This is a genomic window from Streptomyces sp. GC420 (assembly GCF_009916105.1).
Classification (GTDB): Bacteria; Actinomycetota; Actinomycetes; order Streptomycetales; family Streptomycetaceae; genus Streptomyces.
On the sequence record NZ_JAAAXQ010000240.1, the window covers coordinates 1 to 12852 of the forward strand.

At 72.3% G+C, this 12852-nt stretch carries 8 protein-coding genes and 1 pseudogene; 7 read left to right on the top strand and 2 right to left on the bottom strand.

Going from position 1 to position 12852, the window contains the following annotated elements:
• A pseudogene (locus tag GUY61_RS40460) lies at positions 1–125 on the top strand (Scr1 family TA system antitoxin-like transcriptional regulator); the annotation flags it as partial.
• Between the two features lie 50 nt (positions 126–175).
• Here the strand turns inward: GUY61_RS40460 and GUY61_RS39280 are convergent.
• On the bottom strand, positions 176–700 hold the full coding sequence (locus GUY61_RS39280) for a hypothetical protein (protein ID WP_208106450.1): 525 nt from the start codon (positions 698–700) through the stop codon (positions 176–178).
• 14 nt (positions 701–714) lie between these two features.
• Positions 715–2403, bottom strand: coding sequence for a cytochrome c oxidase subunit I (gene ctaD / locus GUY61_RS25385; protein ID WP_398956831.1), 1689 nt, complete (start codon positions 2401–2403; stop codon positions 715–717).
• Between the two features lie 301 nt (positions 2404–2704).
• Here ctaD and GUY61_RS25390 point away from each other — a divergent pair, with 301 nt between their 5' ends.
• The 6 genes from GUY61_RS25390 to narH form a co-directional block, all read left to right on the top strand.
• On the top strand, positions 2705–3625 hold the full coding sequence (locus tag GUY61_RS25390) for a universal stress protein (protein WP_166632566.1): 921 nt from the start codon (positions 2705–2707) through the stop codon (positions 3623–3625).
• A gap of 177 nt (positions 3626–3802) precedes the next feature.
• Positions 3803–4801, top strand: coding sequence for an Acg family FMN-binding oxidoreductase (locus tag GUY61_RS25395; RefSeq protein WP_166632567.1), 999 nt, complete (start codon positions 3803–3805; stop codon positions 4799–4801).
• Between the two features lie 960 nt (positions 4802–5761).
• Positions 5762–6976 carry an MFS transporter gene (locus GUY61_RS25400; protein WP_166632570.1) on the top strand — a complete coding sequence of 405 codons (1215 nt, stop codon included), beginning with the start codon at positions 5762–5764 and terminating at the stop codon, positions 6974–6976.
• A gap of 61 nt (positions 6977–7037) precedes the next feature.
• The gene (locus GUY61_RS25405; RefSeq protein WP_166632568.1) at positions 7038–7523 is read left to right on the top strand and encodes a hemerythrin domain-containing protein; all 486 of its coding nucleotides are present in this window, start codon (positions 7038–7040) and stop codon (positions 7521–7523) included.
• Positions 7524–7667: 144 nt separating this feature from the next.
• Positions 7668–11357, top strand: a complete 3690-nt coding sequence (locus GUY61_RS25410; protein ID WP_166632571.1) for a nitrate reductase subunit alpha — start codon at positions 7668–7670, stop codon at positions 11355–11357.
• A partial coding sequence (narH, locus tag GUY61_RS25415) for a nitrate reductase subunit beta (RefSeq protein ID WP_166632569.1) occupies positions 11357–12852 on the top strand: 1496 nt, incomplete at its 3' end. The genes GUY61_RS25410 and narH, both read left to right, overlap by 1 nt.

Sequence of the window (12852 nt, forward strand, 5' to 3'; positions counted from 1 at the left end):
TCGACCAGCAGATCGAGGCCCAGTGGGAGGCGCGCGCGGAACGGCAGCGGCTGCTCAGGGAACGACCGAACACGGCGTACGGCTTCATCCTGGAGGAGCACCTGTTCCTGCGCGGTACGGGCGGGCCCGGCCCCGGCCAGGGGTCAGGGCGGGCCGGGGCCGGGCGGGGATGCCGTCAGCCGGTGCGGCGGCGGACGGCGTGGGCGTGCAGGACCGAGGCCACCAGGGCCAGCAGGACGACGGCCGCCGCGAGGACGGCCGAGGCCACCGGGGTGGCACCGGTCAGGAGGGTGGCCGTCGCCGTCACGGGCGCCGCGACGAGCGCGGCGAGCAGCGTGACCAGGACGGTCCGCACCGGGACGGCCGGCCGCCCCGGAGGCGGTACGCGCAGGGCGGCCCAGCAGTGGGCGTCCTCGCGGCGCTCGCGTCCGCGCCGTACCGCGGCCAGGACGCGCAGCACGAGCGTCGCGGCCGCGCCGGCCGCTGCGGCCGTGAGCGGAACCGCCCACGGCGCGGGCAGCAGGAGCAGCACCGCGAGCAGCGCCGTGGTGCTCCACCCGGTCAGACAGGACGCGGCGGCCAGCCGCCGCGACACGGGCCGGTCGGCGCCGGCGCGTACGTCCGCCACGGCGGGCAGGTACCAGACGCATCCGGACGCGGAGAGTACGCCGGCCGCCAGGGCCGGTACGGCATGGGACACGGTCTCGCTCCTCCTCAGTGCTGCGCGGCTTCCAGCGCCGCGACCTCCGGGTGGTGCAGGTCGAACGCCGGGGACTCGCTGCGGATACGGGGCAGGGAGGCGAAGTTGTGCCGCGGCGGCGGGCAGGACGTGGCCCACTCGAGCGAACGGCCGTAACCCCACGGGTCGTCGACCTCGACCTTCTTGCCGTACTTCGCCGTCTTCCAGACGTTGTAGACGAACGGCAGGACCGACAGGCCGAGCAGGAACGAGCCGATCGTGGAGATGGTGTTGAGCGCCGTGAAGCCGTCGGCGGCCAGATAGTCGGCGTACCGGCGGGGCATGCCCTCGACGCCCAGCCAGTGCTGGACGAGGAACGTCATGTGGAAGCCCGCGGTGAGCGTCCAGAAGGTGATCTTTCCGAGGCGCTCGTCGAGGATCTTGCCGGTGAACTTCGGCCACCAGAAGTGGAAGCCGGCGAACATCGCGTACACCACCGTGCCGAAGAGCGTGTAGTGGAAGTGCGCGACGACGAAGTACGTGTCCGAGACGTGGAAGTCGAGCGGCGGCGAGGCCAGGATCACGCCCGTGAGACCGCCGAAGGTGAAGGTGACGAGGAAGCCGGTCGCCCACAGCATCGGTGTCTCGAAGGACAGACTGCCCTTCCACATCGTGCCGATCCAGTTGAAGAACTTCACACCCGTCGGCACGGCGATCAGGAAGGTCATGAACGAGAAGAACGGCAGCAGCACACCACCGGTCACGTACATGTGGTGCGCCCAGACGGTCACCGACAGGCCCGCGATCGAGATCGTCGCCCCGATCAGGCCGATGTAGCCGAACATCGGCTTGCGCGCGAACACCGGGACGATCTCACTGACGATGCCGAAGAACGGCAGCGCGAGGATGTAGACCTCGGGGTGCCCGAAGAACCAGAACAGGTGCTGCCACAGCAGCGCCCCGCCGTTCGCGGGGTCGAAGATGTGCGAACCGAACCTGCGGTCGCACTCGAGGGCGAACAGCGCGGCGGCCAGCACCGGGAAGACCAGCAGGATCAGGATGCCCGTCAGCAGCACGTTCCAGGTGAAGATCGGCATCCGGAACATCGTCATGCCCGGGGCGCGCATGCAGATGATGGTGGTGATGAAGTTGACCGCTCCGAGGATGGAACCGAAGCCCGACAGCGCCACGCCCATGATCCACATGTCGGCGCCGACGCTCGGCGAGTGGATGGCATCGGACAGCGGGGCGTAGAGGAACCAGCCGAAGTCCGCCGCGCCCTGCGGGGTCAGGAAGCCGGCGGCGGCGATCGTCGAGCCGAAGAGGTACAGCCAGTACGCGAGCATGTTCAGACGGGGGAACGCCACGTCCGGCGCGCCGATCTGCAGCGGCATGAGCCAGTTGGCGAAGCCGGTGAACAGCGGCATCGCGAAGACCAGCAGCATGATCGAGCCGTGCATCGTGAACGCCTGGTTGAACTGCTCGTTCGACAGGATCTGCGTGCCGGGGCGCGCCAGCTCGGCCCGCATCACCAGCGCCATGGCACCGCCGACCAGGAAGAACACGAAGGCCGAGACGAGGTAGAGCGTTCCGATCTTCTTGTGGTCCGTGGTGGTCAGCCACTCCACCGGTATGCGCCGGCGTCGCACCGGCCGCGCGGCCGCCGGGGTCCGATCGGGGCCGGGCCGTTCGGCCACGGTCCCCTTCGTATTGGTTCCGTCCACCGGTGTGCGTCCTCCATCTGTGCCTGGTGCGGGGAAACACCGGGAGGACCGGAGAGACGCGGGGGACGGCTCCGGATACCTCCCGGCCGCCCCATGATCAAAGGACCGTCCCGATGGTGACAGGGCCGAACAGTCCATGCGTAGGGCCGAACGGTCCCTGGTGTGACGTCCCCCGAACCGTCGGGACACCGGGCCCCGCCCGGTTGGGCCGTTCGGTCCCGGGCAGGTACCCAGCGGACCCTCGCGCCGCCGTGGAGCGGCTGCGAGGCTTGCAGCACATTCCCCGAGGAGGTACGTGACCATGCCCCGCACCGTCACCGTCGGCCTGGACGGTTCACCCGAGAGCCACTGCGCCGCGGACTGGGCCGCCCGTGAAGCGGAAGCACGCGGGCTGCCCCTGCGCCTCGTGCACGCCTGGGAGGTGCAGCACTACACGTACGCACCGATGGCAGGCATCTACGCCGTACCCGCCGGGGAGGATCCGCAGCGCCACTGGGCCGAGCGGGTCCTGCGGGAGACGCAGGCCCGGCTGAAGGAAGGCCACCCCGGCCTCAGGATCACCGGGGACTCCGTCCCCGACCATCCGGTGCTCGCCCTGACCGAGGCGGCCCGCGAGGCCGAGATGCTGGTCCTCGGCTCGCGCGGGCTCGGCTCGGTCGCCGGGTTCCTGGTCGGCTCGGTGGCCGCCGCGGTCGTGGCCCGCGCCGAGCGGCCCGTTGTGCTCGTCCGGGCCGGAGTGAGCGCCGAGGACGAGCACCTGCCGGACGCCGACGGATCGCCCTGCCTCACCACCGAGTACCGTGACATCGTTCTCGGCCTCGATGTGCGGGAGCCGGCCGACGGCGTCCTCGAGTTCGCCTTCGAGACGGCCGCGCGCCGCGGCGCCCCGCTGCGCATCGTGCACGGCTGGAGCCTGCCGCCGTACTACGCCTACGGCGTCGCGGTCGACGCAGGGCTCACGGCCGAGCTGAACACAGAGGAACAGCGCAGGCTGAGCGAGGTGCTCGCCCCGTGGCGGGAGAAGTTCCCCACCGTCGAGGTGACCGAGCAGGCCGTCATCGGCGGGGCGGGCTCCCACCTCGTGGACGCCTCCCGTGAAGCGGGACTCGTCATCGTGGGCCGCAAGGCGCGCCGCGCTGCGGTCGGCGCGCACATCGGTCCCGTCACCCACGCACTCCTGCACCACTCGGCCGCGCCTGTGGCGGTGGTCCCGCACCACTGACGGCGCGCGACCGGGGGAAGGGGGGAGCGGTACGGCCGGTGCGCGAGGAGCGGCGCGCACCGGCCGCAACCCGCGGCGGTGGCCGTCCGGCGGCCGGCGTCCCGCCGCACTATGGTGATCCGTGCGGACGGAGCCGCCCCTCCGGCCGCCGCGGCACAGGTCCCCGAGGGAGGCACCATGCCGGACGACAAGACCGTCACCGCGTTGGTCGCCGACGCGACGACCGCCCCGTCCATGCACAACGCGCAGCCGTGGAAATTCCGCTACCTGCGTGAGAGCGGCACGTTCGAGCTGTACGCCGATCTGGACCGTGCCATGCCCACGACGGACCCCAGGAACCGCGCCCTCTACCTCGGCTGCGCGGCGGCCCTGTTCAATCTGCGGGTCGCCCTCGCGCACCACGGACTGCCGGCCGAGGTCCGGCTGCTGCCCGATCCCGCCCAGCCCGAACTGCTGGCCACCGTGCGGACCGCCGGCCGCGGAGGGGCACCGGCGGAGGACGCGGGGGCGGCAGGCGGGCTGGCGCGGCTCCACCCGACGCTGCGCCGCAGGCACACCAGCCGCTACCCCTACTCCGACAAGGACATCGCCGAGCCCGTGCGGGCCGGGCTGAGGGAGGCCGCCCGCCGCGAGGGCGCCATGCTGGTCTTCCCCTCCGCGTGGCACCGTGAGTTCCTGCTCGAACTCGTCCGGGACGCCGAGGGCCGCGACGCCGCGGACCCGCGGCGCTTCGCGGACATCGAGCGCTGGACCAGGCTGGGCGTCGCCGACTCGGACACCGCCACGGAGGGCATCCCCGAGTACGCCTTCGGGCCCCGCAAACGCGACGGGCACGCTCCCGTGCGCGACTTCGCGGGCCGCAGGAGGATCGCCGACCGCGGCGGCGCCGTCTTCGAGGGAAACCCCCATCTCGCCATCATCGGCACCCACGACGACCACCCCGTCGACTGGCTGCGCGCCGGCCAGGCCATGGAGCGGGTCCTGCTGTACGCCACCGCCGAGGACCTGGCCACCTCGCTGACCTCGCACGCCCTGGAATGGTCCGACCTGCGGGAACTGGTCCGCGATCCGCTGTCGCCGATGGGCTTCGTCCAGATGGTCGTGCGCATCGGCTACGGCCCCATGGGCCCGGCCTCACCGCGTCGGCCGGTACGCGACGTCCTCGACCTGGTCTGAGCACCTTCTACCAGCGGCCCGCCCGCCCGGCGCCGTGGCCCGGCCTGTGCCGGCGCCTGCGCTCGGTCTGCCGGGCCGCGGCGCGCCCTGTGGTCCGGTTCGGCGGCGGGGCGGCGCCCGGCTGGGTCGCCCGGCCTGCGGCCCGGTCGCCCCGGGCCCGGTGGGCACGCCGGCTGCGCCGGCGCCTGCGCTCGGTCCGCGGCCGGTCCGTGGCGCGCCTTCCGGTCCGGCCTGTGGTCCGGTTCGGCGGCGGGGCGGCGCCCGGCTGGGTCGCCCGGCCTGCGGCCCGGTCGCCCCGGGCCCGGTGGGCACGCCGGCTGCGCCGGCGCCTGCGTTCGGTCCGCGGCCGGTCCGTGGCGCGCCTTCCGGTCCGGCCTGTGGTCCGGTTCGGCGGCGGGGCGGCGCACGGCTGGGTCGCCCGGCCTGCGGCCCGGTCGCCCCGGGCCCGGTGGGCACGCCGGCTGTGCCGGCGCCTGCGTTCGGTCCGCGGCCGGTCCGTGGCCCGGCCTGTGCCGGCGCCTGCGCTCGGCCCGCAGGAACCCCGTGGCGCGCCCTGCGGTCCGGTTCGGCGGCGGGGCCGCGCCCGGCTGGGTCGCCCCGGGGCCCGGGTTTGCGGTGCGGTCCCGTGCCGGAGCCGGGGGAGTGGCGTGCGGCCGCTGTCCGAGTGAGCGGCCCGGCATGCGGGCACCCGGGACAGGACGCTGGGAGAACCGGCGGACGGCCCCCGCACGGCGGGTCCGTTCGGCCCTAGGGGCGCACGCGCCCGCGCCCTCACGCTGGGGAGCGGCGCACCGGGACGAGGCCGGCCGCGGCGGACGCCGCCACCGGAGCACAGCCAAGACCGCAGGAGGAGCCGCCATGGGCCGGACAGGTCAGGACCCGCAGGGCCCGCAGGACCGGCAGGACCCGCGTACGGCCGGTCCGGGCAGGGACGCCCGGACCGGCGGCCGGCGGGGAGTGATGCTGGCGCTCGCCACCATCGGCTTCGCCATCAACTTCTGGGCGTGGGCGCTGCTGAGCCCGCTCGGTCCCCGCTTCAAGGACATCCTGGAGCTCAGCTCGTTCCAGCAGTCGCTGCTGGTCGCCGTCCCCGTCGTGGTCGGTTCCCTGGGCCGGATCCCCGTCGGCGCGCTGACCGACAGGTTCGGCGGACGGGTGATGTTCCCGCTGGTCTCCGCGGCCACCGTGGTGCCCGTCCTCTACCTGGGCCTGTCCGGCCACTCCACGTTCGCCGGGCTGCTGGCCGGCGGGTTCTTCCTCGGCGTCGGCGGCACCGCCTTCGCCATCGGTGTGCCCTTCGTCAGCGCCTGGTTCCCGCCGGAGCGGCGCGGCCTGGCCATCGGCGTCTTCGGCGCCGGCATGGGCGGCACCGCGATCAGCGCGCTGACCACGGTCCAGCTCGTCGACGCGAACGGCATCGCGACCCCGTTCCTGATCACCGCGGCGGTGCTGGTCGTCTACGCGCTCGTGGCCCTCCTGCTGCTGCGCGACGCCCCGGGGCGGAGCGTGCCGACCGAGCCGCTGGCCCGGCGGCTCGGAGCCGCCGCCCGGCTGGGAATCACCTGGCAGGCCTCGGCGCTGTACGCGGTGGCATTCGGTGGATATGTGGCGTTCTCCGTGTATCTGCCCACCTACCTCAAGACGGAGTACGGGCTGACGCAGACCGACGCGGCGAACCGGATGGCCGGCTTCGTGCTGCTGGCGGTGGCGATGCGCCCCGTGGGCGGCTGGCTGTCGGACCGCATGGGACCGGTCCGGGTGCTGGCGGCCTCGCTCGCCGTCGTCGCGGCGGGCGCGGTGGTGCAGGCCTTCGACCCGCCGCTGATGCCGCTCGGCACCCTGGCCTTCCTGGCCATGGCCGCCGCCCTCGGCGCGGGCAGCGGCGCGACGTTCGCGCTGGTGGCGCTGCTCGCCCCGGCGGGTGCGGTCGGCTCGGTCACCGGTGTGGTGGGGGCCGCCGGCGGGCTCGGCGGTTTCCTGCCGCCGCTGGTGATGGGCTCGCTGTACGGGGCGTACGAGTCGTACACCATCGGTCTGCTGCTGCTCGCGATCGTCGCGTCCGCCGCGCTGGGCTACACCCTCACCGGCGTGCGCCACGCCGCCGCGGGCCGGGGCGGCCGTTCGCCGGGCACCGGCCGGCACCCCCGGAGCGGTACCGCCGGCACCACCGCCTGAGCCCGCGCACGCCCCCCGCACGACAAGACCCGGCATCCGGACCGACGGAAGGAACCACCCGATGTGCGAGTACTGCGGCTGCCAGTCGCTCACGGCCATCGACGAACTGACCCGCGAGCACGACCTGGTCGTCGAGCTGATCAGCCACGTGCGGGCCGCGCACCGATCGGATGACGTTCCCGCCATGGCGCACACGGCCCGGGAGATCGCGGCCGTGCTCGGCCCGCACACCCGGGTCGAGGAGCACGGTCTGTTCCCCGCCCTGGCCGCTGACTTCCCCGAGCACATGGCCGCGCTGGAGGACGAGCACCGGCGGATCGAGACGGTCCTGGCGGAGGCAGCGGGCGGGGCCGTGCCGGCGGACCCCGCCTGGCCCGAGCGGCTCATGGAGACCGTGGCGCTGCTGCGCGATCACATCCTCAAGGAGCAGGACGGCGTCTTCCCCGCCGCCCTGGCGAACCTGAGCACCGGGGAGTGGGAGGCGGTCGAAGCCGTGCGCGCCGAGGCGGGGAGCGCTCTTCCCCGCCGGATAAGTAAGACGGGATGATTTGCGTTTCGGTGTTGACCTTGCCGTGCGCACGGGTCGTAGAGTCGCATCAGGCCGAGCGATCACGACAGCACGGGCCCGCGCGCCCGGGGGCGGAGCAGCACGGTGAGCACGGAAACCGGTCCGGGACGGACCCCGGCGGGTATGGACGGCGAACTGGCGGACGCCCTGGTGCGCAGCCGCCGGTTCTTCACCCGGGCCGAGGTCTCCCGGGACCTGCGGACCCTGCACAGGACCGGCGGCCGGTCGGCCGACGACTTCTACCGGGACCGCTGGTCCCACGACAAGGTGGTGCGCTCCACCCACGGGGTGAACTGCACGGGCTCCTGCTCCTGGAAGGTGTACGTCAAGGACGGCATCATCACCTGGGAGGCCCAGCAGACCGACTATCCCTCGACCGGCCCCGACCGCCCGGAGTACGAGCCGCGCGGCTGCCCCCGGGGGGCCGCCTTCTCCTGGTACACCTACTCGCCGACCCGGGTGCGCTACCCGTATGTGCGCGGCGTCCTGCTGTCGATGTACCGCGAGGCGAAGGCCCGGCTGGGCGACCCGGTGCTCGCCTGGGCCGACATCACCGGCGACCCCGAGCGCTCCCGCCGCTACAAGGCCGCCCGCGGCAAGGGCGGCCTCGTGCGCGCCACCTGGGAGGAGGCGGCCGAGATGGTCGCCGCCGCCCATGTGCACACCATCCGTGAGTACGGCCCCGACCGGCTGGCCGGGTTCTCCCCGATCCCGGCGATGTCGATGGTCTCGCACGCCGCCGGTGCGCGGTTCTACTCGCTGCTCGGCGGCGTGATGCTGTCCTTCTACGACTGGTACGCCGACCTGCCGGTGGCCTCGCCGCAGGTGTTCGGAGACCAGACCGACGTACCGGAGTCCGGGGACTGGTGGGACGCCGGTTACCTGATCATGTGGGGCTCCAACCTGCCGGTGACCCGCACCCCGGACGCGCACTGGATGGCCGAGGCCCGTTACCGGGGCCAGAAGGTCGTCGCCGTCGCTCCGGACTACGCCGACAACGTGAAGTTCGCCGACGAGTGGCTGCCCGCGCAGCCGGGGACGGACGGCGCCCTGGCCATGGCCATGGGGCATGTGGTCCTCAAGGAGTTCTTCGTCGACCGCGCCACCCCGTACTTCACGGACTACGTCAAGCGGTACACCGATCTTCCGTTCCTCGTCACCCTCGACGAGACCGCGCCCGGCACTTACGCGCCGGGGAAGTTCCTGACGGCGGCCGACCTCGGCGGCGAGCACGCCGCTTCCGAGCACGCCGAGTTCAGGACCGTGCTGCTGGACGCGGCCACCGGGCAGCCGGTCGTGCCGAACGGCACGCTCGGGGACCGCTTCGGCGAGAGCGGCGCGGGCAAGTGGAACCTGGACCTCGGCGAGGTCGATCCGCTGCTGTCGGCCGAGGGCGAGCCGCCGGTCGGGGAACCGGAGTCGGTCACCGTCGAACTGCCCCGCTTCGACGCGCCGGACGGCAGCGCGGGCCGGCTGCTGCGCGGCGTACCGGTGCGCCGCGTCGGCGGCCGCCTGGTGACCACCGTGTACGACCTGCTGCTCGCGCAGTACGGCGTGGCCCGCGAGGGCCTGCCCGGCCGGTGGCCGGCCGGCTACGACGACGCCGGCGAGCCGTACACCCCCGCCTGGCAGGCCGCGATCACCGGGGTGGACGCGGAGCGGGCCGCCCGGATCGCACGCGAGTTCGCCGCCAACGCCGAGGAGTCCGGTGGCCGCTCGATGATCATCATGGGGGCCGGCACCAACCACTGGTTCCATTCCGACACCATCTACCGCGCGTTCCTGACCCTGACCACGCTCACCGGCTGCCAGGGCGTCAACGGCGGCGGCTGGGCGCACTACGTCGGCCAGGAGAAGGTACGCCCGATCACCGGCTACTCGGCGATCGCGACCGCCGCCGACTGGAACCGCCCGGCCCGGCAGATGATCCAGACGGCGTACTGGTACCTGCACTCCGACCAGTTCCGATACGACCTCTTCTCCGCCGACACCCTCTCCGCGCCCGGCGCCACCAGCCCCTTCGCGGGGAGGACCACGGCGGACGTCATCGCCCAGTCGGCACGGCTCGGCTGGATGCCGTCGTACCCGACCTTCGACCGCAATCCGCTCGACCTCGCCGACGAGGCGGAGGCCGCCGGGCGCGGCGTGGGCGAGCACGTGGTGGACGAACTCAAGGCGGGACGCCTGAGGTTCGCGGGAGAGGACCCCGACGCGCCCGAGAACTTCCCCCGCGTGCTGACCATCTGGCGGGCCAACCTGCTGGGCTCCTCCGCCAAGGGCAACGAGTACTTCCTCAAGCACCTCCTCGGCACCGACTCCGCCGTACGCGCCACCGAGGCACCGCCGGACGCCCGCCCGAAGGACGTGGTGTGGCGGGACGAGGCCCCCGTCGGCAAGCTCGACCTGCTGCTGACGCTGGACTTCCGGATGACCAGCACCACCGTCTACTCGGACGTCGTGCTGCCCGCCGCCACCTGGTACGAGAAGTACGACCTGAGCAGCACCGACATGCACCCCTTCGTGCACTCCTTCAACCCGGCCATCCCCCCGCCGTGGCAGACCCGCACCGACTGGGACATCTTCAACACCATCGCCGGGGAGTTCAGCCGCCTCGCGGGCGACCGGCTCGGCGTACGCCGGGACGTCGTCGCCGCCCCGCTGCTGCACGACACCCCCGACGAACTCGCCACCCCGCACGGCAGGGTCCGCGACTGGAAGGCGGGGGAGTGCGAACCCGTCCCCGGCCTGACCATGCCGAAGCTGGTGACCGTCGAACGCGACTACGGCGCCGTCGCCGACAGGATGACGGCGCTCGGCCCGCTGCTCGACACCCTCGGCGCCACCACCAAGGGCATCACCTACAAGCCCGACCAGGAACTGGAGTACCTCCGGCACAAGAACGGCACCATACGCGGCGGTCCGGCCGACGGACGGCCGTCCATCGCCCGCGACGTGCATGTCTGCGAGGCCATCCTCGCGCTGTCCGGCACCACCAACGGGCGGCTGGCCACCCAGGGCTTCCACACGCTCGAAGCCCGCACCGGCACCCGGCTCGCCGACCTCGCCGCCGAGCACGAGGGCAAGCGGATCACCTTCGCCGACACCCAGGCCGCCCCGGTCCCCGTCATCACCTCACCCGAATGGTCGGGTTCCGAGACCGGCGGACGCCGCTACTCGCCCTTCACGGTCAATGTCGAACGGCTCAAGCCCTGGCACACCCTGACGGGCCGCCAGCACTTCTACCTCGACCACGACTGGATGGCCGCACTCGGCGAGCAGATGCCCGTCTACCGGCCGCCGCTGAACATGCACGCCCTCTTCGACGAGCCCCGCATCGGCGACACCGGCGAACTCGGCGTGACCGTCCGCTACCTGACCCCGCACAACAAGTGGTCCATCCACTCCGAGTACCAGGACAACCTGTTCATGCTCTCGCTCTCCCGGGGCGGCCCCACCGTGTGGATGAGCGACCGGGACGCCGCGAAGATCGGCGTACGGGACAACGACTGGATCGAGGCCGTCAACCGCAACGGCGTCGTCGCGGCCCGCGCCGTGGTCTCGCACCGCATGCCCGAGGGCACGGTCTACATGCACCACGCCCAGGACCGGCTCATCGACGTCCCCCTCACCGAGACCAACGGCCGGCGCGGCGGCATCCACAACTCCCTGACCAGGCTGCTGATCAAACCGAGCCATCTCATCGGCGGCTACGCCCAGTTGTCGTACGCCTTCAACTACCTCGGCCCGACCGGCAACCAGCGCGACGAGGTCACCGTCATCCGCCGCCGCACCTCACAGGAAGTGACGTACTGATGCGCGTGATGGGCCAGATGGCCATGGTGATGAACCTCGACAAGTGCATCGGCTGCCACACCTGCTCGGTCACCTGCAAACAGGCATGGACCAACCGCACCGGCGTCGAATACGTGTGGTTCAACAACGTCGAGACCCGCCCCGGCCAGGGCTACCCCCGCCGCTACGAGGACCAGGAGACCTGGCGCGGCGGCTGGACCCTCAACAAGCGCGGCAGGCTCTCCCTCAAGGGCGGCGGCCGGTTCAAGAAGCTGATCACCATCTTCTCCAACCCCAAGCTCCCCTCCCTCGACGACTACTACGAGCCCTGGACCTACGACTACGAGACGCTGACCAACGCGCCGCTCCAGGAGCACACCCCGGTCGCCCGTCCCAAGTCCCTGATCAGCGGCAAGGACATGAAGATCTCCTGGTCCGCCAACTGGGACGACAACCTCGGCGGCGCCACCGAGCACGGCGACAAGGACGTCCTGCTCCGCGACATCTCCGAGAAGATCAAGTTCGAGTTCGAGCAGACCTTCATGTTCTATCTGCCGCGGATCTGCGAACACTGCCTCAACCCGTCCTGCGCCGCCTCCTGCCCCTCCGGCGCCATCTACAAGCGGGAGGAGGACGGCATCGTCCTGGTCGACCAGGACCGCTGCCGCGGCTGGCGGATGTGCGTCACCGGCTGCCCTTACAAGAAGGTGTACTTCAACCACCGCACCGGCAAGGCCGAGAAGTGCACCTTCTGCTTCCCGCGCATCGAGGTCGGCATCCCCACCGTCTGCTCCGAGACCTGCGTCGGACGGCTGCGCTACATCGGCCTCGTCCTCTACGACGCCGACAAGGTACTCGAAGCCGCCTCCACCCCCGACGACACCGGGCTGTACGAGGCGCAGCGCGAAGTCTTCCTCGACCCGAACGACCCCGAGGTGGCCGCCGCCGCGGAACGCGCCGGCATCCCCCGCGACTGGATCGAGGCCGCCAAGCGCTCCCCGATCCACGCCCTGATCAACACCTACAAGGTGGCCCTGCCGCTGCACCCGGAGTACCGCACCCTGCCCATGGTCTGGTACATCCCGCCGCTGTCCCCGGTCGTCGACGCCGTCCGCGACACCGGCCACGACGCCGAGGACAGCCGCAACCTCTTCGCCGCCGTCGACGCCCTGCGCATCCCCGTCGACTACCTCGCCCAGTTGTTCACCGCCGGCGACCCGGCCCCCGTCGACGCCGTACTGCGCCGGCTCGCCGCCATGAGGTCCTACATGCGCGACATCAACATGGGCCGCGAACCCGACGACTCCATCCCGCAGGCCGTCGGCATGACCGGCGAGCAGATGTACGAGATGTACCGGCTGCTCGCCCTCGCCAAGTACGACGAGCGGTACGTCATCCCGCCCGCCCACGCCGAACAGGCCCACAACCTCGAGGAACTCGCCACCGAGTGCAGCCTCGACTACGAGGGCGGCCCCGGAATGGGAGGGGTCGGGCGCAGCCCGTCGGACATGGGTGG